Source organism: Sphingomonas kyeonggiensis (genome assembly GCF_014204495.1).
GTDB lineage: Bacteria > Pseudomonadota > Alphaproteobacteria > Sphingomonadales > Sphingomonadaceae > Sphingomonas > Sphingomonas kyeonggiensis_A.
Window position 1 is genome coordinate 711,137 of sequence record NZ_JACHLN010000002.1, and the last position, 20,977, is coordinate 732,113.

21 protein-coding genes are annotated in these 20,977 nt (G+C 66.3%); 5 read left to right on the plus strand and 16 right to left on the minus strand.

Going from position 1 to position 20,977, the window contains the following annotated elements:
• Positions 1-11 precede the first annotated feature (11 nt).
• Positions 12-1,028, minus strand: a complete 1,017-nt coding sequence (locus HNP52_RS11065) for a polysaccharide deacetylase family protein (RefSeq protein WP_221416246.1) — start codon at positions 1,026-1,028, stop codon at positions 12-14.
• A 1-nt stretch (position 1,029) separates the two neighbouring features.
• On the minus strand, positions 1,030-3,414 hold the full coding sequence (locus tag HNP52_RS23095) for a histidine kinase dimerization/phospho-acceptor domain-containing protein (protein ID WP_260396052.1): 2,385 nt from the start codon (positions 3,412-3,414) through the stop codon (positions 1,030-1,032).
• Between the two features lie 73 nt (positions 3,415-3,487).
• Between HNP52_RS23095 and HNP52_RS11075 the strand changes: the two genes are divergently transcribed.
• On the plus strand, positions 3,488-3,949 hold the full coding sequence (locus HNP52_RS11075) for an Lrp/AsnC family transcriptional regulator (RefSeq protein WP_183995261.1): 462 nt from the start codon (positions 3,488-3,490) through the stop codon (positions 3,947-3,949).
• 79 nt (positions 3,950-4,028) lie between these two features.
• On the opposite strand, the gene HNP52_RS11080 is transcribed toward HNP52_RS11075, so the two are convergent.
• Complete coding sequence (locus tag HNP52_RS11080) at positions 4,029-5,279, minus strand: tetratricopeptide repeat protein (protein WP_184166787.1); 1,251 nt, start codon at positions 5,277-5,279, stop codon at positions 4,029-4,031.
• A 271-nt stretch (positions 5,280-5,550) separates the two neighbouring features.
• On the opposite strand from HNP52_RS11080, the gene HNP52_RS11085 reads away from it, so the two are divergent.
• Positions 5,551-6,030 carry a hypothetical protein gene (locus HNP52_RS11085; protein ID WP_184166789.1) on the plus strand — a complete coding sequence of 160 codons (480 nt, stop codon included), beginning with the start codon at positions 5,551-5,553 and terminating at the stop codon, positions 6,028-6,030.
• A gap of 8 nt (positions 6,031-6,038) precedes the next feature.
• On the opposite strand, the gene HNP52_RS11090 is transcribed toward HNP52_RS11085, so the two are convergent.
• The 8 genes from HNP52_RS11090 to HNP52_RS11125 all read right to left on the minus strand — a co-directional run bounded on the left by HNP52_RS11090 (position 6,039) and on the right by HNP52_RS11125 (position 12,224).
• Positions 6,039-6,359, minus strand: coding sequence for a hypothetical protein (locus HNP52_RS11090; RefSeq protein WP_184166792.1), 321 nt, complete (start codon positions 6,357-6,359; stop codon positions 6,039-6,041).
• Positions 6,360-6,414: 55 nt separating this feature from the next.
• On the minus strand, positions 6,415-6,894 hold the full coding sequence (locus HNP52_RS11095) for a glutathione peroxidase (RefSeq protein WP_184166795.1): 480 nt from the start codon (positions 6,892-6,894) through the stop codon (positions 6,415-6,417).
• Entirely contained in the window at positions 6,891-7,487 is a 597-nt protein-coding gene (locus HNP52_RS11100) for a GNAT family N-acetyltransferase (RefSeq protein ID WP_184166798.1), read from the minus strand. Before HNP52_RS11100 ends, HNP52_RS11095 begins: the two co-directional genes overlap by 4 nt.
• Positions 7,484-8,188 carry an ABC transporter ATP-binding protein gene (locus HNP52_RS11105; protein ID WP_184166801.1) on the minus strand — a complete coding sequence of 235 codons (705 nt, stop codon included), beginning with the start codon at positions 8,186-8,188 and terminating at the stop codon, positions 7,484-7,486. Before HNP52_RS11105 ends, HNP52_RS11100 begins: the two co-directional genes overlap by 4 nt.
• Positions 8,181-9,407 carry a lipoprotein-releasing ABC transporter permease subunit gene (locus HNP52_RS11110; protein WP_184168298.1) on the minus strand — a complete coding sequence of 409 codons (1,227 nt, stop codon included), beginning with the start codon at positions 9,405-9,407 and terminating at the stop codon, positions 8,181-8,183. Before HNP52_RS11110 ends, HNP52_RS11105 begins: the two co-directional genes overlap by 8 nt.
• A gap of 376 nt (positions 9,408-9,783) precedes the next feature.
• On the minus strand, positions 9,784-10,149 hold the full coding sequence (locus tag HNP52_RS11115) for a PilZ domain-containing protein (RefSeq protein WP_184166804.1): 366 nt from the start codon (positions 10,147-10,149) through the stop codon (positions 9,784-9,786).
• Between the two features lie 24 nt (positions 10,150-10,173).
• Positions 10,174-11,808, minus strand: a complete 1,635-nt coding sequence (locus tag HNP52_RS11120; RefSeq protein ID WP_184166807.1) for a pilus assembly protein TadG-related protein — start codon at positions 11,806-11,808, stop codon at positions 10,174-10,176.
• Positions 11,809-11,828: 20 nt separating this feature from the next.
• Positions 11,829-12,224, minus strand: a complete 396-nt coding sequence (locus HNP52_RS11125) for a TadE/TadG family type IV pilus assembly protein (RefSeq protein WP_184166810.1) — start codon at positions 12,222-12,224, stop codon at positions 11,829-11,831.
• A 430-nt stretch (positions 12,225-12,654) separates the two neighbouring features.
• On the opposite strand from HNP52_RS11125, the gene HNP52_RS11130 reads away from it, so the two are divergent.
• Positions 12,655-13,464 carry a PAS domain-containing protein gene (locus HNP52_RS11130; RefSeq protein ID WP_221416248.1) on the plus strand — a complete coding sequence of 270 codons (810 nt, stop codon included), beginning with the start codon at positions 12,655-12,657 and terminating at the stop codon, positions 13,462-13,464.
• On the opposite strand, the gene HNP52_RS11135 is transcribed toward HNP52_RS11130, so the two are convergent.
• Both HNP52_RS11135 and HNP52_RS11140 read right to left on the minus strand, forming a co-directional pair.
• Entirely contained in the window at positions 13,461-14,150 is a 690-nt protein-coding gene (locus HNP52_RS11135) for a hypothetical protein (protein WP_184166816.1), read from the minus strand. The two genes, HNP52_RS11130 and HNP52_RS11135, sit on opposite strands and share 4 nt — an antisense overlap.
• Before the next feature lie 153 nt (positions 14,151-14,303).
• Positions 14,304-16,781, minus strand: coding sequence for a TonB-dependent receptor (locus tag HNP52_RS11140; RefSeq protein ID WP_184166819.1), 2,478 nt, complete (start codon positions 16,779-16,781; stop codon positions 14,304-14,306).
• A gap of 251 nt (positions 16,782-17,032) precedes the next feature.
• On the opposite strand from HNP52_RS11140, the gene HNP52_RS11145 reads away from it, so the two are divergent.
• Positions 17,033-17,503, plus strand: a complete 471-nt coding sequence (locus HNP52_RS11145) for an Hsp20 family protein (RefSeq protein WP_184166822.1) — start codon at positions 17,033-17,035, stop codon at positions 17,501-17,503.
• Positions 17,504-17,813: 310 nt separating this feature from the next.
• On the opposite strand, the gene HNP52_RS11150 is transcribed toward HNP52_RS11145, so the two are convergent.
• Together HNP52_RS11150 and HNP52_RS11155 are read right to left on the minus strand one after the other, a co-directional pair.
• Positions 17,814-18,446 carry a peptidylprolyl isomerase gene (locus tag HNP52_RS11150; RefSeq protein WP_184166825.1) on the minus strand — a complete coding sequence of 211 codons (633 nt, stop codon included), beginning with the start codon at positions 18,444-18,446 and terminating at the stop codon, positions 17,814-17,816.
• A 109-nt stretch (positions 18,447-18,555) separates the two neighbouring features.
• Positions 18,556-19,461 carry an SDR family oxidoreductase gene (locus tag HNP52_RS11155; protein ID WP_184166828.1) on the minus strand — a complete coding sequence of 302 codons (906 nt, stop codon included), beginning with the start codon at positions 19,459-19,461 and terminating at the stop codon, positions 18,556-18,558.
• 95 nt (positions 19,462-19,556) lie between these two features.
• On the opposite strand from HNP52_RS11155, the gene HNP52_RS11160 reads away from it, so the two are divergent.
• A complete protein-coding gene (locus HNP52_RS11160) occupies positions 19,557-20,393 on the plus strand; it encodes a helix-turn-helix transcriptional regulator (protein WP_184166831.1) in 837 nt (278 codons plus the stop codon).
• Here the strand turns inward: HNP52_RS11160 and HNP52_RS11165 are convergent.
• Positions 20,388-20,951 carry a hypothetical protein gene (locus HNP52_RS11165; protein ID WP_184166834.1) on the minus strand — a complete coding sequence of 188 codons (564 nt, stop codon included), beginning with the start codon at positions 20,949-20,951 and terminating at the stop codon, positions 20,388-20,390. The two genes, HNP52_RS11160 and HNP52_RS11165, sit on opposite strands and share 6 nt — an antisense overlap.
• Positions 20,952-20,977: the final 26 nt, after the last annotated feature.

A 20,977-nucleotide genomic window follows, 5' to 3' on the forward strand; every position in this document is an offset into this window, starting at 1 on the left:
CTAGCGGAACCTCAGGCCGGCCTGCAAGCCGCCGCGACAATCTCGTCCACAGATGCCGAGCGCACCCCCAGCCTGTCGAGCAGCGCCAGCACCTCGTCCCACCACCGCAGGAACGCCGCCAGATCGGCTTCGGTCCGGACATAAGGCGTATGACCGGGCTCTACCGATGGAGAATGGAAGGCGAAGTTCAGCAGCCGCAGCCCCTCACCCACCGCGACCCGTATCGCTTCCTTGGCCTCGCCGAGCGGCATGTCCTCGGGCGTCAGCGCGACACGCGAGAGAAGCCCAAGCCGGGACGCTACGCCGATGCCATGCGGCAACCGCCCCAGCCCGCGGTGCAGCGCCGCCCCGCCCCGCCGCATTCGGCCGGTGAACACCGTGGTGAACGGCAGCTCGATCAGCGAACCGATCCGGAAGGCATCATTCGGCACCGCCGAGAAATCAGGACCGCCCTCGTCCGAATAATCATAGGCCGAGCGCATCGAGCTATCGATCCGATAGCCAAGCTCGGCCAGAAGCGCCGGCGTATCCGGCCCGATCCCATAGCGCCCCGCACGATAGACAAGCGGCCGGCGCCCGGCTGCACGTTCCACGGCTTCGGTGAGCGCCACCAGCTTGGCCCGCTGCAGCTCGAGCGGGAGATTGCCGGCGAAACTGTTGAACCCGTTCACCGCCTCCTCGTGCGGAGGATTGACCCAGGGATGAAGCTGGGTGCCGATCGCGGAACGGCCGTCGCGGATCACTTCGCGCAACACCTCGATCGCGAGCGGCGAGGTCACGATCGGATAGTCGATCAGATAGGTGAGCGCGGCGCCCGCCGCCGCGAAACGGGCATGCACCGGCGGCAGGGCGGCCATATGGCGCGTGCCATCCGCATCGGCGCTGAGCGGCGCCCCCCAGTCAAACTCTTCCTCGGTGTCGACAAAGATGGTGAAGCGGGTGCCGAAATCGTCCGGCCACTGCACGCGCGCATCCGGACCGGGCGCAGGCACGCGATAGCCGCTGCCCTGCTGGTCCCCGTTCCCCATTTCAGCTCAGATGCGCTTGGCCCACCTGCTCGTTTACGGCGGCCGGAAGCCGCAAAGTCAAGCTTTCCCGGCCAATGACGAGCGCGCCTCCCAGTTCGCGGGAGAGATTGCGGGCGAGCCGCAACGCGAAGCCGGTGCCGAGCAGCGTGATATCCTCGCGCTCGTCATCGATATCGAGCACCGAATCGCCGGGATAATCGGCAAGCGCCTGCGGACGATCGATCGTGATCGCCACCATGTCCTTGCCCTCGGTCGCTACGTGCACGCCGATCCGCTCGCCCTGCCCGCTCGCCGAGACGAGCGTGGCAAGCAGGCGGGCGAGCAACCGCTCCACCGCACGGCGATCTCCCATGACCGAGAGATCCGCGATCGGCAGCGCGACCACCGAGCCACGCAATTCGGCAAGGGGTGCAAGGTCGTCGACGATCATCGCCAGCACCGGGCGAAGCGCGATCTGTCCCGGCACGAGCGACAGCGCGGCGCTGTCGATACGGGCGGCGAGATCGAGATCGTCGATCGCCCCCAGCAGCTCGCGCGCCTGCGAACGGATCACCTGGGCACGATCGCGATAGGCATCGCCGACCGGGCCGAGCATCTGGGCCTCGATCATCTCGGCGAAACCGGCGATCGCGTTGGTCGGCGTGCGCAGTTCATGGACCAGCTGGCGAAGGGAATCGGCGGGCATTGCCGGGCCGGCGAGCGGACGCAGCGGCTCGGCACGCTCATCGACACGCGGACGGCGCGCCGTGCCGCGATAGCCGGTGAAACGGCCGTTGGAGGGATCGAACACCGGGATCGCCGAGATCAGCCAATCCCCCGCGGCATCCGACTCGCCCTCGACCGAGAGGCGGGCATTGGAGAACCCGGCGCGGCGGCGGAAAGCACCGCCGGCAACGCCATCGACACGCGAGCTCTCCGGGCCACCCGGCACGGACTGGCTGTCGAGCGACACGCCCACAAGCGGTGCACGGCTGACACCATCGACCCAACGGATCATGCCCTTGGCGTCGGTCTCGAAACGGAATTCATCGGCAGGACGAAGCGCCGGCAATTCCTGCGGCCCGGCTTCCTCGCGATGGCGCCAGAACGCATCGATCCTCGCGACGACATCGGCAATCTCGAAGGTGCCGTCATCCTCGCCCGCGGCTTCTGCCGCCATCTGCCGCACTTCGGCGACCAGGACATCGCTATGTTCCATCGCCGAACCCTGCGCCCGGGCTTCCAGTGGCGCAATCGCTTCGACGGGAAGCGGTGACTCGTCTGTCCCGGATTGGACCGCACGGACCGGAATTGAGGGCGCTTCTACCGCTTGCGCCGCATCGGCAATCATCGACGGCGCAAGACCGGCAAGCGCAATGAAGGAGAAATCTTCATCCTCGCCGCCTGCGACGACAGGCTCGGGCTCAACCAGCGGCTCAAGCACCTGCTCGGCGACGGGCTCCGGCGCTTCGGCCAGTTCCGCATCGACGATCTCGACGGCGGCAGGCACCGATTCGGCTGCTGGCATCGCCTCGGGCAGGCGCGCCAGCAAGGCGGCAAGGCTCGCCTCCTGCGACGGAAGGCGCTGCGGGGCAGTGGCGCTCCAATAGACAAGCGCCGTGTCTTCGGCCTCCGCCTCCTCAGGCGCCTGCTCGAGCTCGGGCTCGACCAGCTGCTCAACCTGCTCAACAGCGTCCGCAAGGGGTTCGTCGTCGATTTCAACCGAAGCCGCTTCGGCCGGCGGTGCGTCGACGACCTCGGACCAGTCGATTGCGATCGCGCTGACCGCTTCCTCGGCGAGCACAGGCTCTGGATCCGCCGCCACTTCCGGCTCAGGCACCGGCAACTCGACGGGCACTTCCTTGACCGTCTCGTCCGGCAGCACGAAATCGATCGGCCCGAAACTCTCGAGCGCGCGGCGCACCACCGGGCTCAGGTCACGCCGGTTGCGGAGAACCGCGCGCGATGCCGGCGCGAGCTCGGGAAGAAGCTGGATCCATTCGCTGGAATTCATCCGCGCACTGCGCAGCACCGGCAGCGCAACCTGCAGCTCGTCAAGCGCGAACAGGCGAACGAGCGGCGGCGGGGGATCGGCGAATTCGAGTGCACGCGCACTGGCAGCGCGTACCGGCAAAGGCACCGAGTCGCGGATCGAGCGCAGCACGCTCATCGCGCGATGCCCGGCGACGGCGCGACGGCGACCGATCAGGTCGACGAGCTGTCGCCATGCGGACTGGACGCCATATGGCGTGCTCAGGTCCGAGGCGAGCACCGTCTCCAATGTATCGTCGAAGCGCAACGCGTGCTCACCCTTTACCCGGCACCGCGACGCGGGCCGTAACGATTCCTTAATGCGCCGGCCGCCCGTTCGAAACCGTCCATTTCGGCACGTCGCATTGTGGGACAATTGCGTTGCGGCGTAATAATATTATGTCTAAACGCAACACACGGAAACGAATCAAAAGACAGAAGGAACATAAATGCGATTCGACGATATCGACGTACGGATTCTAGGCCTGCTTCAGGATAATGGCCGGATGACCAATGTCGAGCTTGCCGAACGCGTTGGGCTGACGGCGCCGCCGTGCCTGCGCCGTGTGCGTGCGCTTGAGCAACAGGGGGCCATCACCGGCTATCATGCCGCTCTCGATCCGGCCGCACTTGGCTATAATCTCACCGTGTTCGCGATGGTCAGCCTGAAGAGCCAGGCGGAATCGGATTTGCGTGCCTTCGAGCAGATGGTGGCGGACATTCCCGAGGTTCGCGAATGCCACATGCTCAACGGCGAGATCGACTTCATCCTCAAGATCGTCGCGCCCGACCTGCAGAGCTTCCAGCATATCCTGACGACGCGGCTCACGCCGGCGCCGAACGTGGAGCATGTGAAGACTTCGCTGACGATCCGCACCTCCAAGGCCCTGCCCGGCGTGCCGGTCGCCTGATCCACTGCATCCAGGCGGAGAAACAAAAAGGGGCGGCCCGAAAGCCGCCCCTTTCCTGTTTCGGGCCCGAAGGCCGCGCTCAGCTGAGCGGCGGCGTATCGAGCGAGACCTGCCAGAGCAGCGCGACATTGACGAACGGGCCGGTCTTCACCGCCTGGAACGCCGCCTTCGCCTCTTCCTTGCGGCCGAGGCGCTGGAGCGCGATGCCGCGGTGCAGGTTGATCTCATTGGTGTCAGCACCGCCCTTGGCGAGCGCCGCGTCATAGAGCTGGAGCGCGCGGGCGTTGTCGCCGGCGGCCAGCAGCGCGTCGCCGTTGCCCGCGCCGCCCTGCTTGGCGAGCGCGTCGAGCGCCGGGCTGCTCTTCACGCCGGCCTGGGCCGCCGTGTAGGTGCGGTTGCCGTCGGCATCGGTCGCCGGCAGCTTGCCGCTCTTGCGGCCTTCCTCGATCACCGAGATCGCTTCCCACGGCAGACCCGAGGACTGGGCGGCATAGGCATAGTCGGCATAGTCACCGCGATCGGCGAGCGAGTTGGTGATGCGACGCAGGCGATAGAGATCGATACGCTCGGTCTTGGCGGCACGGTCGGTCCCCTTGGCACCCTGGCCGAGCACTTCGATCGCCCAGCGCCAGTTCTTCACCGTCGGATAGTCCTTCAGGTAATAGGCCAGCCAGTCATAGGTGCCCTCGCGGTTGCCGGTGGCGACAACCTTCGGGATCGCGAACTGGTACCAGGCTTCCGGCGCCTTCTGGCCGGTCGACTTGGCATATTCGATCGCATTGCGCGCTTCCGCGGCGGCTTCGGCGTTCTTGCCGGTGGCGGCATAGGCGTTGGCCATCATCAGCGGAATATCGACGTTCTTCTCGCCACCTTCGCGCGCCTTGGTCATGTAGCTGATGACATCGGCATGCTTCTTCTGCGACGCGGCTGCCTTGCCCATCAGGAAGTTGAGGCGCGCGGCATAGGCGGCCTTGGCGTCCGGGTTGGTGCGCGGGCTGACGCTCAGCGTCTGCAGCGCCGGGATCTGCGCAGCTTCATTGCCGCGGCTCAGCTCGAGCTGGAGGCGCAGCCACGACGAATAATATTTCTCGTCGTCATTCTTCGCGGCGGCTTCGGCAGCAACGATCTGCGGCTCGGCGGTGGCCCAGTCCTTGGCCTTCACCGCAGCCTCGGCGAGGCCGGCCGGCTTGCGGAACTCGTCGCTCACCTTGAGCGCGTTGGGATCGGCCTTTTTATCATCCTTCTTCTGCGCGGCAGCCGGGGCCACGGTGAGCGCAGTGGTGCCCAGCGACAGCACGGCGGCCAGCGCGAGCTTGGAAGCGAAGTTCATGCGAAACTCTCCTAAACGGGGAAAGAGCGGGGGCTTTCGGGGCACCTCTAGTTGCCCCTCTCGCGCCGTTCAAGCCGATCACCGCAGCCGATGCCGCGTTTGCGATGAACGCGCGTTTAACAGGCTGGCTCCTTCCCGGCACGTAATGAAGTGTTTCGACAGGGACCGCGCGCGTTAACCATCATGTCCGGATATTTTGGTTGATGTGAATTAACCCTGTGGATAAGTTCGCGATCAGTTGGGGTAACCTGTTGCGTTAGAGGGGTAAAACATGGGGTCGCTGTTTCGCGGATGCGCACTTTGCGAGGTTGATGCAGAGGGAAATCTGCTCCTGACCGAAAGCACCGCCCAGGCCCTTGGCCTACCCGCGACCGACGAGCCCCTGGTCCTTTCCGCGCATGAACGCGATCAATGCCTGGTCGGCTATGCACGCGCCGATCTGCAGGAAATCCGCACCCGTTCGGGCGTGGATGCGCAGGTTGGCGACGCAAGCATGCGCCGCATCCTCGGCATCGTCGATGTCGCGCCGCGCAGCGCGCAGGGTCTCACCCTTCCCGCGGCGATGCGCCATCATGGCCGAATCGAGAGCGTCGCGCTTGTCGTCGGCGCCGGCGACCGGTTCGAGATCTGGAATCCCCAGCTTGCAGCTGCCCAGAACGGCGTCAGCGCCGGTGCATACGCGTTTCCGCCGGTCACCTGGCGCCACCCGCCGCGCGGCGGCTCGCGTCGGTCCCGCCCGGCACGCTATTGATGCGCTCGCTACGCTGCCGGCTGCTCGAACACGCCGCGATGCCCGGGCGGCTTCGCGACGGCGAGCATGAATTCGCCATGTGCGTCCGTTGCGGCGCGGACCTGCAGCGCCCGCTCGGTGACGAGGAGTGGGTGGAGGTGCCGGCCGGCGAGGCGATCGACTGGCGGCGGCGCGATGTCGGCTCCAGCGCCTCGGCGGTGGCGGCGCGCATGCAGCTGCCCCCTGCCCCGCGCCGGCACGCGCCCCGCAACGCCATTTCTGCGGAAGTTGGGCGCGGTCAGCGCCGCATTCGCCCGCGCCGCAGCGCTTTGCTCGAACTTACCGGCCAATTCGTGCTCGACACCATCGTGGATCGAATCCGTCGCCCCACACCGCCACCAGCCGCTAGAGAAGCTTCTCGATCTCTGGCCCGATCGCGTCGGGGCTAGTCGTTGGCGCGAAGCGCTCGACCTTCCGGCCCGAGCGATCGACCAGGAACTTGGTGAAGTTCCACTTGATCCCCTTGGAGCCCAGAACGCCCGGGGCGGCTTGCTTTAGGGATTCGAAGAGCGGTGCGGCGTTTTCGCCGTTTACGTCTATCTTGGCGTAAACCGGGAAGGTCACGTCATAGGTCAGCGCGCAAAAGCTCGCTATCTCCGCCATATCGCCCGGTTCCTGCGCGCCGAACTGGTTGCACGGGAAGGCGAGCACCGAGAAGCCGCGATCCCTGTACTTGCGATACAGCGCCTCGAGCCCCGCATATTGCGGCGTGAAGCCGCATTTGGAGGCGGTGTTGACGATCAGCAATACCTCGCCCGCATGATCGGCGAGCGTGACCTGCTCCCCATCGGCCCGGGTCACGGGGATATCGGTGATCACGGTCATGCGGGCGCTCCCTCGTACCGGGCCATCAGCAGCTCGATGTTGCGGCGAACCCCCGGCCACTCATGCGCGAGGATCGAATAGACCACGCTGTCGCGGTGATGGCCGTTCAGGATCAGATGCCCGCGCAACACCCCGTCCATCCGCGCACCCAGCCGCTCGATCGCGCGGCGCGAGGCGACATTGAGGAAATCGGTGCGGATCTGCACGCAATTGACCTCCAGCACCTCGAAGGCGTGGCGGAGCAGCATGAACTTGGCTTCGGTATTGAGCCCGGTGCGCTGGACCCGCGGCGCATAGAGCGTGCCGCCGATCTCGACCCGGCGATGCCCCTTGCTCATGCGCAGGAAGCGCGTCGCGCCGGCAATCCGCCCCTCACTATCGAGCACCGTGAACGGCAGGCCGCGCCCGGCCGCGACGTCATTGTCGATCCGGTCCATCCACGCATCGATACTCGCATCACTCGGCACCGTGGTGTGGAACAGATGCCGAAGCCCCGCAAAGGCATCGAGCAGCCCCGCGCGATCCTCGCGCACCATCGGCCGCAGCGTGACGTGACGCCCCGCCAGGGTCGGCACTTCCCGCCACGGCTTCATTCGAGATGCCCTTCGTGCAGCCGCACCACCCGGTCCATCCGAGCAGCGAGCCGCTCGTTATGCGTGGCGATCAGCGCGGCCGATCCCTGGGTGCGAACCAGGCTGAGGAACTCGGCGAGCACCTTGTCCGAGGTCAGCTCGTCGAGATTGCCCGTCGGCTCGTCCGCCAGCACCAGCGCCGGCTTGTTGGCGAGCGCGCGGGCAACAGCAACGCGCTGCTGCTCGCCGCCCGAAAGCTGGTTCGGCCGATGGGTAAGCCGATGCCCGAGACCCAATGCGGTGAGCAGCTCCTCCGCCCGCTTGTCGGCATCGGCGCGCAGCGACCCGTGGATCATCTGCGGCAGCACGACATTCTCGAGCGCGTTGAAGTCCGGCAGCAGGTGGTGGAACTGGTAGACGAAGCCCAGATGATCGCGGCGCACCGCGGTGCGGCCCGGGCTGTCGAGCTGTGCCGCTTCCTTGCCGGCGATGCGGATCGATCCGTCGAACCCGCCTTCGAGCAGGCCGACGGCCTGGAGCAGGGTCGACTTGCCCGAACCCGAAGGGCCGAGCAGCGCGACGATCTCGCCCGGCTGCACGTCGAGATCGACGCCGCGCAGCACTTCGATCGTCTCGCCGCCCTGGCTGAAGCTGCGCTTGAGGCCGCGCGTCTGGAGAACCGGCCCAGCGCCGTTCACGGCGCCCCCTTCAAAGCTACTCATAGCGAAGCACCTGGACAGGATCGGTATTGGCGGCCTTCCAGGCCGGATAGAGCGTGGCGAGGAAACAGAAGACCAGCGCCATCACGCAGATGCCGATCGTCTGGAACGGATCGGTCTTCGCCGGCAGCTCGGTGAGGAAGCGCATCGACGGGTCCCAGATGTTCTGGCCGCTCACCAGCCCGATGAACTTCACCACGGATTCGCGGAAGGTGATGAAGAGGAAGCCGAGCACGCCGCCGGCGGCCACGCCCAGCGCGCCGATCGTCGTGCCGACGGTGACGAAGATCCGCATCAGCCCGCCGCGTGTCGCGCCCATCGTCCGCAGCACCGCGATATCCCGCGTCTTGGCGCGCACCAGCATGATCAGCGAGGAGACGATGTTGAACGCCGCCACCACCAGGATGATCGAGAGAATGGTGAAGGAGACAGTGCGGTCCACCGCCAGCGCCTCGAACAGCTCCGAATTCATCGTCCGCCAGTCGGTGATCTGGCCGACCTGGCTGACCTTGTCGACGAGCGGCTGGAGGATCTCGCCGACCTTGTCCGGGTTGCTGGTCTCCAGCTCGATCATCGAGACGCCATCGCCGAGCAGCAACAGCGTCTGCGCATCCTCGATCGGCATGATCGCGAAGACCTTGTCGTAATCATAGACGCCGACCTCGAAGATCACCGCCACCTTGTACTTCACGATGCGCGGCATCGTGCCGAAGGGCGTAGCGGCGCCGGCGGGATTGAGGATCGATATCTCGCTGCCCACCGTGGCACCCAGCGATTCCGCCAGGCGCGAGCCGATCGCGACCTGCTGGCCGCCCGGCTTCAGGCTCTTGAGCGAGCCGATCACTTCCTTGCCCTTGAGCGTCGGGTTGCTGAGGATCTCCTCCATGCGCATGCCGCGCAGCTGGAGGGCCTCGGCCCGGCCATTATAGGTGGCGAAAAGCGGCTGCTCGATCAGCGGGGTGGCACTGGTGATGCCCGGCGTCTTGCGCGCCTCCTCCAGCACCTCGCGCCAGTTGCGCAGCTGGCCGCCATAGCCCTGAATCACGGCATGGCCGTTCAGCCCGGTGATCTTGTTGAAAAGCTCGGCGCGGAAGCCGTTCATGACGCTCATCACCACGATCAGCGCGGCAACGCCGAGCATGACGGCGACAAGGCTGAACCCGGCGACGACGGCGATGAACGCCTCGCTCCGCCCCGGCAGCAGGTAACGGCGGGCGATCATCCGCTCGTAGCGTGAAATCAATAGCATGGGGGTCTGGTAACTCGCCCGTAAAACAGCTCTGACGCCGATCTAGGGTAGATGGCGGCGAATTCCTACTGCCAACCGACATGTTGCCGATTCAACACAGGGTGACACCAAACTGCGGCTACCCCTTGTAATGCAAGTGACAAAGCCGGTCCGGGAGCCTAGCAAAACTCTTGTCGAAACGCAGGCGAAAGGCCGTGGTTCGGGGAGGCTCCAAGCCCCGCTCGTAGGCAAGTACGAGTGTGTGGGCTGGGCCTGACAAAGGGGGCTGACGAGCATTCGTCACGCAGGCGCCCGGATCGGAAACGGTCCGGGCGTTTGCCGTTTCAGAGCCCCTGGAACCGCACCGGATTCATCGCAACGCCGAAAGCGGACGCCATTCCGCCTGCTGCTCCGGCGTGGGCAGGTTAATGATGTGGTTGACCACGCCCGGGTGCAGCTGCTCGAGGAACTGCAGCCCGGCCGCATCGCGATTGCTCCAGACAACCCGAGCGGCGAGCGGCTTGAAGCCGGGAAGACGGACCACCGTCTCCATCCCCGGCGCAAGCAGAAAGCCTGTCTCGATCCGGCAGCCCAGTCGCGAGATTTCCACCAGTCGCACATCCTGGAAGCAGAAGCGCGATTCCTTCACCGCAATCAGCACGGAAACCGGCCAGCGCATCGCCTCGCGCCGGTCCACACCCTGGGTAATCTTCAATCCTCTACGATCGCCACGCATCATCACGCCCCACGCTCACTCCCCTCACCCAACCAATATCGGCTTGCCGCACCGCACGCCGTTCACCCGCACATCCGCCTGCCCGACATTCACGCCGAGCAGGCCGGTAAGATCGTTCAGAAGCGAATCCAGCGGCGCCGCCGCCCCCTGCAGCACCGTTCCCACCGTCGAGGTCACCAACGAGAGGTTGATGCCGAACCCCGGCGAGCCGACCTGCACATCGAGATCGCGGACCAGCGAGGCGGCGACTCCACCCGCCAGATCGTTCGTCGATACGGTGCGGGTCTTGCCCGCGGCGATCTCCTGGGCGGTGAAGCTCACCTGTTGCGGGCTGGCCCCGCCCAGTTTGATATTCGATTCGCCCGTGACCTCACCCAGCCCGAGCAGCTTGACCAGCGTGGCCCGCCGCGGCGCGACCGGGGTGTTGAAATTGCCAAGCACGGCGGCATCGACGTCGCCGATGGCGACCTGGCCCACCGCCGTGGTGACATTCAGGCTCACCGTGGCGGTGGACGGCGTGGGACAGGAGACGCTGCGAAGCGACGCCTCCGCCGTGGCGAGCTCGACGAACAGCGGCAGGTGCACCTGGGTCGCGGAAAGCAATCCCGATCCGCCCACCTTGGCATCGACATACAGCCGCGACTGCGCGGTATGCAGCTTGACGCTCTGGTCCTTCGCAACGGTGAGCCAGGGCGATTGCGCCGCCCGCTCGCCGATCGCGAGCGTCACCTTCGTCGAGGCAACGCCCGGGATACCCGCTCCCAGATCGAGATCGACCTGGCGCTTGCCGGTCGCGATCTCGAGCATTTCACGAACCAGCGCATAGCCATCCGCCTTGATCGGACGGGCGGGATCACTCTGCGTCTCACCGGACAGCGGGCCGAGATTGATGATCTTCGAGAGCTGTACCGTGACCGGCGGAACGCGCGCCGCGATGGCGCGGAGTGCCGTTTGCGCCGCTGAATTGCCGGTTGCGGCGGCCATCGCGGCCAGTGCCTTGGGCAGCGGCACCTGCGTGGCCAGCGTTTCCCCGAAGGTCAGCCCCTGCAGATTGGCCTGGGTGCGCAGCGCATCGGCATAAGCGAGGATATCGATGTCGGCGTTGACCAGCCCCTGCGAGTCCATCGCGGTGAGGTTGAGCTCGGTCCCGGCCAGCCCCGACAGGAGTTGCCCCGGCAGCCCGCCGCTCACCGAAGCCAGGCGCGAGCCGATCGAGAAGGAGGCCAGGTCGACACGCGCGGCCATGGCCGTCACCGATACCCGGGCGGTCGGCCTGCCCGTCAGGAACTTGCCGAAGAACAGCGGCACATCGCGCCCGACGGTGAGGCGAACCGCATTGCCCCCGGTTCCCGAGGCGACGAAACGCGCGGCGGGCGCGATGTCGCTGTCGGGCGAATAGGCGCCCTGCTCCAGCTTCTCGATGCTGGCGTCGCCGGCCTGATTCGCCGCCATGGCCGAACGCGCCGCTGCATCCGCTCCCTGGCTGTTCGCCGCGCTCAATGCCGCGGCATCCGCCACGCCCTGGAGCCGCCGCTTCTCAAGATAGAGCGATCCGGTATCCACCGCGAACGCCGCCGACCCGGCGAGCATCACGAAGCCGCCGGCGAACAACATGGTGATGTTGCCGCGGCGATCCCCCGCAAGGGCACGAAGGAACAAGGGCGCGCGCACCGCCAGCCTCACGGCGCCGACAGCGTGACCGTCGCGCTGCGCTCGATCACCTTGCTCGGCGGCGGCACGAGCTTGATCGAAAGCAGCGGGTCATTCGACGCATCGTAGGAAAGGCGCACCGTCACCGTCCTGCCGTCATCGTCGACAAGCGCGTTCATCTGGTCCGGCTTGAGCGCCCCGGTCTTGCGGATATTGGCGTCGAGCGCGGTGCGGACCAGCGCCGCCCGCTCCGTGGGATCCAGGCCGCCAACGGCGGCACGCGCCGCCTCGTTGGCCGCCTGCTGCACGCTATGGGCGCAAAGGAACCAGCCGCCATAGGTGACGATGCCGCTGACCAGCAGAAGCAATATCGGCAGCGAGAAGGCCATCTCGATCGCCGCCGCGCCGCGCCTGTCCGCCCACAACCGCCGGCCGGAACAGGCCGCCCTCGAAGTGGAAAGGAACCAACGCGAGCACATGCGCATCTTTTCGCATGTCGTAGCTTCCAAATTGCTCCCAGGCAGCGAAGCGCGATATTCGGATTTTCAGTAAAGATCGGACATAGGCAAGGAGCGCCAAAAGCACCTGGATTCGAACGATACTCTTGATTTTTCGCTCCATTTTCGACACAGCACGGCTTGATTTACGTTAACGGTGCTATATTGTCCTCGTAGAAAACACATTGGTCAAAATACGTAATTGCTCGAACTTGTCGCGACCGAGCCGTAACAACTGCCGACGCCCGAAAACATTCGAGAGTTTTCAGTTATGCAACGACCATCGGCCCAGACCGTTTCCTCCGCTGAACTTACCCGCAATTTTGCGTATTGGCAGGACAGGGCCATGCATGGCCCGGTGACCATTACTTATCATGGCCGCCCCCGCTATGTTCTGCTCGCCGCGGAAAGCTGGGATGCCGAACAGGCAGTCGTCGAGCGGGACACGACACAGCGCGATCTCGAATACCAGTTCCTCGTGGAGCATATGGACGGCGGCCTGCTCGTGATCGATCCCGAGCTGAAGATCACCGACGCGTCCAGCGCCGCCGCGATGATCCTGGGACGGGCTCCCGCGGCGCTGGTGGGCACGCCCGTCGCCGATGCGCTGCCCGCGACGACGCATTCCACGCTGCTCTCGAGCCTGCGCCACGTCCTGCGCAGCGGCGAGCAGGCGCAGTTCGAGCTGACGCTCGACGAGGAGAACGGCACCCGGCTGCGCGTGCGCGCCGTGCCCTGGGTGGAAGGCCTCGCCCTGCTCGTCCGGGTCAGCTACGAGGGCGACGAGGAAGCACGGCTCGCCGAGCAGACCGCCCTGGAGAAGGCGCGGGCCGCGCATGGGCGGATCGAAGTGATCCGGCTCACCGTGCGCGGGACGGTGACGATGGTGGAGCCGGAGTTCGCCCGGCTGGTCGGCTTGCCGCGGGACCGGATCCTGGGGCTGCGCTTCGTCGATCTGCTGGCGGTACGGGACCGGGCGATCGCGCGCGACGCGATCGAACGGGTGCTCAGCGGCCGCTCCGAGGCCGAAGCCTTCGACACCAGGCTGTTGTGCGGGGGCGCCGAGGAGATCGGCGCGCGCATCTCGATCGCGCCGCTCGCCAGCGGCTATGCGGTGGGCGGCGCCGTGGTGATCGTCACGCTCGATCCGGGCACCGAGGCGGCCTAGTAGCAGGACGGGCGCTTGAGCGCGGCGGTGCGCGACACGGCGCGCTTGAACGTATCCACCACCTGATTGGTCAGCTCGTCGGGCCGGCGCGTCATCCCGGTCAGGCGGCCGCAGGACAGGGTGACTCCCGCCCAGGTCACCGCCCAGCCGATGCGCGGGCGCTCGATGTTGTGCCCCTCCAGCGTGACATTGCCGTGGATCTCCGCGGGCGCACCGTCGTCGATGCGGGTCAGGGCGGCCTGGTTGAGGCGGGTGGCCCAGCCGCCGTCCCCGCCCTCGCCCGGCCGCAGATCGATACGCGCCGCTCCCGGCCCACGGCGCAGGCGCGGGTCGGCGGCCTGGTCCTCGGGCTGGACAACGCCCTTCGGGCGGGCGCCCATCGCGGCGGACACCATGTCGCCCACCTGCTTCACGCCCGACACGTCGCTGCGCACCGCCACGCCGAGCAGCGCCGCGATCATCCCGAGGATCAGCGCGATGCGGACGAAGCTCGGGAGGGTGAGCCGCGACAGCACCAGCACCGAGATGCAGAGCGAGGCGATCAGCGCGATATTGGCATAGCCGCCCGGCGTGAACGCCGGCGAGTTCACCCAGACCAGCGCGCCGGCGATCTGGCATGCCGCGACCAGCGCGGCCAGAAGGCCTGCGCCACTGAAGCTCGGCATGGTGTTCGGCGAAACGCGCATGATCTTCTCAATGTAGAAGATCGTACTATTCGATTCCGGTTAAGACACGGCAAATCCTCCGGAATGAACAGATAACAAGAAGGGAGGCGGTGCGGGCGCCGCCTCCCTTCCCCAACCTCCCCCGGCCATGGCAGGAGGTCAGTATCGCGAAGATCAGAAGCTCTTGCTGATCGTCAGGCCATAAGTCCTCGGGTCGCCGGGCTGGCCCACGATCAGTCCGGTGCTGCCCGACTGGACCGAGAGCAGCTCGAAATACTGCTTGTCGAACACGTTGCGGACCCAGCCATAGATGTTCAGGTCGGCGCGCCGCCAGCCGAGGCGGACGTTCGACAGCGAATAGGCGTCGATCCAGGTATAGGCCGAGGGCGACGGGTTGGACGAGAATTTCGAGCGCCAGTTGCCGTCATAGCCGAGATAGACCGTGCCATCCCCGGCCGGCTGGCGGATCTCGCCGCCCCAGCTGAGCGACCATTTCGAGATGCCCGGCAGCACCTGGCCCGAAATGTCGCAATAGGCAGGGCTGCGGCCGCCCGGCGTACCCGCCGGATCGGTGACGCCGCCCGGCGCGGTCGCGGTGCCGCCGGAAAGCTCGGGCGGGCACGGCGCGTTCTTGAAATCGGCGTATTTCGCGTCGGTATAGGCGCCGTTGAAGTAGAAATTGGCGTTCTGGCTCGGCCGCGCCGAGATATCCCATTCGAACCCCTTCACCCGAACCTTGCCGGCATTGGCCAGATAGCCGCGGATCACGTTGATGGCGTTGTTGTTCACCGTCGCCTGATAGTCGCGGATCTCGGTCCAGAAGGCAGCGGTGTTGAAGGTCACCTTGCGGTCGAGGAACTGGGTCTTCAGGCCGATCTCGAAGTGATCGACCTTCTCCGGCTTCACCGTCTGGGTCGAAAGATCGACGCCGGTGCTGGTCGAGTTGAGCGGCAGGCCCGAAAGATTGATACCGCCCGACTTGAAGCTGCGCGCATAGGTCGCATAGGCGTGGACGTCCGGCGAGAAGTCGTACGACAGGGTGATATCCCCCGAGACGTTCCAGTCGCTGAACTTGGGGCTGTAGCGCTGCGGCGCCAGGGTGTTGATCTGGTTCTGGAAGGTCGTCCGCGCCGCACCCGTGGTCGCCGCGAGCAGCGCCGCGACATTGTCCGCGGTGGCCGTGAAGTTGTACTGCGCATTGGCGATGCTGACGACGGACTCGTAGAAGCCGGACTTCTTGTCATAGTTCAGGCGCAGGCCCGGCGCGATGTGGAAGCCGTCCACCGGCTCCCAGTTGAGCTTGCCGAACAGCGCGAAGCTGGTGTTGTCGAAGTTGATCGTGTTGGTCGAGGTCAGCCCGTTCAGCACGTTCGGATTGAGCGCGTCGGTGCCCGAGAGCAGCCAGCGGCTCGCCGCCGAGCCCTGGACCTGCGAGCCCTGCGTGTCGATCGTCTGGTGGAAGAAGAAGGCGCCGAGCGTGTAGTCGAGCCGGCCGTCCCCGTTCGAGGCGAGGCGCAGCTCCTGGCTGAACTGCTTCTGCTGCGACGGGTTCTGCGAGACGGTGGTGACCGGCAAGCCGATGAAATCACGGTCGTTCTTCGGCTGCCAATCCCAATAGCGCCAGGCCGAGACCGAGGTCAGCGTCGCCGGGCCGAGGTTCCAGTTGGCGACCAGCGAGGCGCCGCCGATTTCCTGGCGCGAGTTGATCTGGGCATCGAGATCGACCTTGCGATCGAACGGATCGGTGCTCGGCGGCGTGTAGCCGAGCGCGGCCGCCAGGGCGGTGTACTGGCGCGCGGTGGCACGCTGGGTGGCGCCGACCCGGGCATAATATTGCACGCAGCACAGCGGGTTCTGGAGGTTCCAGTCGCCGGCCAGGGTGAAATCGAGATCGTCGTTCACTTTCCAGAGGAGCTGGCCGCGGAAGCTGCTGGTGCGCTGCTTGTGGAGATCCTCCCCGGTGCGGACATTCTCGATCGTCCCCTCGCGGCTGGTGAGCGCGCTGGAGATACGGATCGCAAGCTTGTCGCTGAGCGGACCCGAGACCGATGCCTTGGCCGAGATCAGGTCGTAATTGCCGACGCTCAGCTCGACCTTGGTCTCCGGCGTGAAGCTGGGCGCGCGGGTGGTGATGTTGATCGCGCCGGCCGTGGTGTTCTTGCCGTAGAGCGTGCCCTGAGGGCCACGCAGCACTTCCACCCGCTCGACATCGACGAAATCGAAGGTCGAGGCACCGATGCGGCCGATATAGACCTGGTCGAGATAGAAGCCGACGCCCTGCTCGATGCCGTCATTGGTGAGACCGAACGGTGCGCCCAGGCCGCGGATGTTGATCGCGGAATTGCGCGGGTTGCTCGAATAGAACTGCACCGCGGGCAGCGCGGTCTGCAGGCGATTGAGGTTGGTCGCGCCGGTGTTCTCGATGGTCGCGCCGCCGATCACCGAGATCGCGATCGGCACGTCCTGCGCCTTTTCCTCGCGCCGACGGGCCGTGACGACGATCTCGCCGCCATCCTGAGGCCTCGCCTTTTCCTGCTCATCCGCATTGGCGTTGGTGTTGGCGGCGGCGGGCGCCGGATCGTCACGCAGAACGCCGGCAGGTGCCGGCGCCGTACTGGCTAGGAGTAGCAGTGAAAGCGAAGCAAGGCTCATGATTATCCCCTCTGGCCGTGTTGCGCTTAATCTCCACTCAATTGGGGGATATTAGCGAGCAAGGAGATGTTTAGCGATACCTAGCCTGAGTTGGCCGGCGCTTGCGGGGCCCGTTTCGCCGCATCTTGAAAGGCGGAATCTCCAACACAATCTGTATCAAGCGGCGCCGTAACGGGCCGCGGAAACAGCGGCGTCGCGGGCATCCGGGCGCCGGCAAGTTCATCAATTCGCTCAAGAATAGAGGTCTTGATATGCGCCAGTTCGATTTCACGCCCTTCCGCCGCTCGACCATCGGGTTCGACCGGCTGTTCGACCTGCTCGAGGCCAGTGCCCGCGCGCAGGCATCCGAGAATTATCCCCCGTTCAACCTCGAGCGCGTTGCCGAGGACCGCTACCGGATCACGATCGCCGTCGCCGGCTTCAAGGCTGACGAGATCGACATCACCGCGCAGCAGAACCTGCTGCTGGTGGCCGGCAAGAAGCGCGAGGAGAACGAGAACAACCAGGGCGCGTACCTGCACCTGGGCATCGCCACCCGCAGCTTCGAGCGCCGCTTCGAGCTGGCCGACTTCGTCCGCGTCGAGAGCGCCGACCTTGCCGACGGCCTGCTGGTGATCGAGCTGGTCCGCGAAGTACCCGAGGCGATGAAGCCCAAGAAGATCGCGGTGAACGGCGGCTCCACGCCGAGCCCGATCGAGCATCGCGAGGCCGATGCCGCGTAACTGAACCACCACGGCTAGCGACGTCTTCCTCCCTTTGGACGTCGCAGCGGGGGGCGCTCGGGCGATGGTCCGGGCGCCCTTTGTGTTTGCGCGCCATCGAACGGACGGTTTGATACGCGGATGTTCGCATCCGTTACGCCCCGCCACGGTTTGACGCGGCGGGTTTCGTTCTGCCGCACTGAGAGCGGAACGGTCGCACGAGTGGATACTTCCACGCGCGGAAGTTTGCTTTGCTGCCTTACGGGTTCAAGGAGCGGCCCTTGCGGGACGCAGGAACATTTGCAGAACGCGCCCGTGTAGGACAGCCCGATTATCTGGGTGCACCGATGAGCCAGGGCTTCACATAGCCGGTGGGCCTGGCGACGCCGTCGAGACGCTCGGCGCGGAGGATCTGGACGGGCTTGAGGATCATCTGGCCCTTCATCGCATCGCGGCCGCCGCCGGTGGGCATGGCGAGCATGCGCTTGACCACGTCCATGCCGGTGACGACCTTCCCGAAGGCCGCGAAGCCGCGATAGCCTGGCTTGGCATCGAGACCCGGATTGGGCCCCACCATGATCGAAAAGTTGCAGTTCGCCCCGTCGGGATTGGGGCCGTGCGCCATCGAGATCGTCGCGTCGAGGTGGCGGATGCCGGTCTGCAGCGTCGATTCGAGCGGGGGCGAGGGCAGCATGCGGCGCGCATCGGTGCCGATACCCCCCTGGACAAAGCCCTGGCCCGGGTTTCCCTTGCGGCGGGCCGAGCGATAGAATTGGGTGCCATCCAGCCGCCCGTCATCGACATAGGCCATGAAGTTGGCCACCGTTTTCGGCGCGCGCCGCGCGTCGAGCGCGAGGACGATGTTGCCCGCCGAGGTGACCAGGCGGACACGGACGGTGGCAGGCTGTTGCGGGCCGGCGGCGGCGGTGAGGAACAGGGCGAGGACGGCGACCAGGATACGCATGCCCTCCCCGCTAGTCGAAAGCGGATGGACAACGCAAATCCTCCCCCGGCAGGCCGGGAGAGGAATCCGTGGGGCACGCCATCTTACGCGTCTGGTGCGTCCAGTCGCCTCACCAGGGCCAGGCCGGCGCGGCATAGTCCATGGCGCGCAGGTCCCCGATCAGGCCGGGGCCGACCGGCTCCCAGCCCAGGCGCTGCCGGGTCCTGGCGCTGGAGGCCGGCATGTCGAGCGTGATGAACATCGCGAGCCAGCCGAAATGCGCCTGCGCCTCCTCGGGCGGGAGCGAGCGGGTCTGCACGCCAAGGCCCGCACCCACCGCTTCGGCGATCGCACGGGCGGCGACACCCTCCTCATCCACCGCATGGTACCGCGCGCCCTTCACACCCCTGTCGAGCGCGAGGACGTACAGCCGGGCGACATCGTCGACATGCGCCGCCGGCCAGCGATTGCTTCCATCCCCGACCCAGGCGGCAACGCCCTTCTCGCGCGCGATCTGGACATAGGGGCTGATCAGCCCCTGGCGGTGCGTGTCATGCACTTGGGGCAGCCGGACCACGCGGACATCGACGCCGGCATCGAGCAGCCTCTGCCCGGTCTGCTCGGAGAGGATGCGCGGATTGGGATGGCTGTCGTCGAACACATCCTCATCGGCGAGCCTGCCATGGCCAACCCCGCCCATGCCGGTGCCCGAGGTGATCAGCAGCGGGCGGTCGCTGCCCCTGAGCGCCTCCCCCATCGCTTCGATCACCCGGCGGTCCTTCTCGCAGTTCGCGACGAAGTTCGAGAAGTCGTGATCGAAGGCGGTGTGAATGACCGCGTCCGAAGCGTCTGCGCCGGCCGCCAGGCTGGCGGGATCCTCCAGCGTGCCGCGATGCGCCCGGGCGCCCTGCGCCTCGAGCGCGGCGGCGCCGGCATCGGACCTTGTGAGACCGAGCACCTGATGGCCGGCCGCGATCAGCTCCGGGACGATCCGCGCGCCGATGAAGCCGGTGGCGCCGGTGAGGAATACACGCATTTGAACTGCTCCGTTGGTGGTTCGGAAACAGTTGTGGGCCCTCGCCATTTCCTGTTAAAGTAGTGATCTTATCCTAGTATAACGATCAACAGGCTATGCACGAAGAGACTGGCACGCCCCTTGGCAGGTTCCTGCGCGACCGGCGCACGCGGCTCGATCCGGCCAGTTTCGGTTTCGGAAGCGGACGTCGGCGCACGCCGGGCCTCCGGCGCGAGGAGGTAGCGCAACGATCGAACATCAGCGCTACCTGGTATACCTGGCTCGAGCAGGGACGTGGCGGCGCGCCCTCCGCCGATGTGCTCGACCGCATCGCATCCGGGATGATGCTGACCGAACCGGAGCGCGAGCACCTCTACATGCTCGCCTTCGGCCATGCGCCCGAGGCGAGATATCGCGGGACCGAGGGCATCTCGCCCCGGCTCCAGCGGGTATTGGATGCGATGGAGTTCGTGCCGGCGGTCATCCGGACGGCGACCTGGGATATCGTCGCCTGGAACCGGGCAGCGGCGGTGACGCTCACCGACTATGGCGCGGTGCCGGCAAGCGAGCGGAACGTGCTGCGGCGGATGTTCTCCGATTCGGCAACCCGCGCGGCGCAGGCCGACTGGCAGAGCGTGGCGCGCTATGTCGTGGCCGCATTCCGTGCGGATGTCGCGCGGGCGGGTGCGACCGCCGAGATCACCGAGCTGGTGGAGGAGCTGTCGCGGACCAGCGCCGAGTTCGACGCGCTGTGGCGGAACAACGATGTCGCCGGGCATGGCGACGGGGTGAAGCGGCTGCTCCATCCCGAGCTCGGGCCGATCGACCTGGAATTCTCCACCTTCGCGGTGGAGGGGCGGCCGGAGCTGAACCTGATGGTCTATAATCCCGCCACGGCCGAGGTGGCGGCGAAGCTCAGGGGGCTGATCGTGGCGAAGGGGCAGGCCCTATAGCAGGTAGACCACCACGTACCGCGCGACGAGGGCGGCCATCACCACTCTCGCCCAGCGGTTGCTGGGCACGAACATCGCGGCGAGCATCAGCGCGGCGAGGATGACGGTGAGCGTAAGCGCGAGCGGGCGGAACAGGTGCGGCGCGATCTTGGGCAGGCCGGCGTAGAAGCCGAGCTGGCAGATCAGCAGCGCGAGCATCACCCCGATGACGATGCGGCGGACGCGGAAGAAATGCGCGTCGAAGCCCGCCTCCTCCTGCACCTCGCGCGGGAAGACGAGGTGCGCGGCGAGATAATAGGCGCTGGCGAAGACGGTGATCGCCATCAGCGCCTTGCCCGAGACGAGGACGAGGTCGCGCACCGTCCAGGCCGCCTGCCAGAAGGAGAGCAGGTCGAGGATCACAAAGGCGCCGAGCAGCGGAGTGAGCCAGCCGATCCGGATCGTCGAGCCGGGACGCAGACGGGCTTCGATCGCCCGGGCGAGGCCACCGAGCACCTCGGCAAGCGAAAGCCCGAGCAACAGCCCGTAAAGCGCGAAGATGAACTCGAAATCCGACATGCGGCTTGTCCCCCTGCCCGGCTGTT

Excerpts from the sequence above, each read along its gene's own strand:
- HNP52_RS11065 (WP_221416246.1), bottom strand. The coding sequence starts at position 1,028 with ATGGGGAACGGGGACCAGCAGGGCAGCGGCTATCGCGTGCCTGCGCCC.
- HNP52_RS11075 (WP_183995261.1), top strand. The coding sequence starts at position 3,488 with ATGCGATTCGACGATATCGACGTACGGATTCTAGGCCTGCTTCAGGAT.
- HNP52_RS11080 (WP_184166787.1), bottom strand. The coding sequence starts at position 5,279 with ATGAACTTCGCTTCCAAGCTCGCGCTGGCCGCCGTGCTGTCGCTGGGC.
- HNP52_RS11085 (WP_184166789.1), top strand. The coding sequence starts at position 5,551 with ATGGGGTCGCTGTTTCGCGGATGCGCACTTTGCGAGGTTGATGCAGAG.
- HNP52_RS11095 (WP_184166795.1), bottom strand. The coding sequence starts at position 6,894 with ATGACCGTGATCACCGATATCCCCGTGACCCGGGCCGATGGGGAGCAG.
- HNP52_RS11100 (WP_184166798.1), bottom strand. The coding sequence starts at position 7,487 with ATGAAGCCGTGGCGGGAAGTGCCGACCCTGGCGGGGCGTCACGTCACG.
- HNP52_RS11105 (WP_184166801.1), bottom strand. The coding sequence starts at position 8,188 with ATGAGTAGCTTTGAAGGGGGCGCCGTGAACGGCGCTGGGCCGGTTCTC.
- HNP52_RS11110 (WP_184168298.1), bottom strand. The coding sequence starts at position 9,407 with ATGATCGCCCGCCGTTACCTGCTGCCGGGGCGGAGCGAGGCGTTCATC.
- HNP52_RS11115 (WP_184166804.1), bottom strand. The coding sequence starts at position 10,149 with ATGCGTGGCGATCGTAGAGGATTGAAGATTACCCAGGGTGTGGACCGG.
- HNP52_RS11135 (WP_184166816.1), bottom strand. The coding sequence starts at position 14,150 with ATGCGCGTTTCGCCGAACACCATGCCGAGCTTCAGTGGCGCAGGCCTT.
- HNP52_RS11140 (WP_184166819.1), bottom strand. The coding sequence starts at position 16,781 with ATGAGCCTTGCTTCGCTTTCACTGCTACTCCTAGCCAGTACGGCGCCG.
- HNP52_RS11145 (WP_184166822.1), top strand. The coding sequence starts at position 17,033 with ATGCGCCAGTTCGATTTCACGCCCTTCCGCCGCTCGACCATCGGGTTC.
- HNP52_RS11150 (WP_184166825.1), bottom strand. The coding sequence starts at position 18,446 with ATGCGTATCCTGGTCGCCGTCCTCGCCCTGTTCCTCACCGCCGCCGCC.
- HNP52_RS11155 (WP_184166828.1), bottom strand. The coding sequence starts at position 19,461 with ATGCGTGTATTCCTCACCGGCGCCACCGGCTTCATCGGCGCGCGGATC.
- HNP52_RS11160 (WP_184166831.1), top strand. The coding sequence starts at position 19,557 with ATGCACGAAGAGACTGGCACGCCCCTTGGCAGGTTCCTGCGCGACCGG.
- HNP52_RS11165 (WP_184166834.1), bottom strand. The coding sequence starts at position 20,951 with ATGTCGGATTTCGAGTTCATCTTCGCGCTTTACGGGCTGTTGCTCGGG.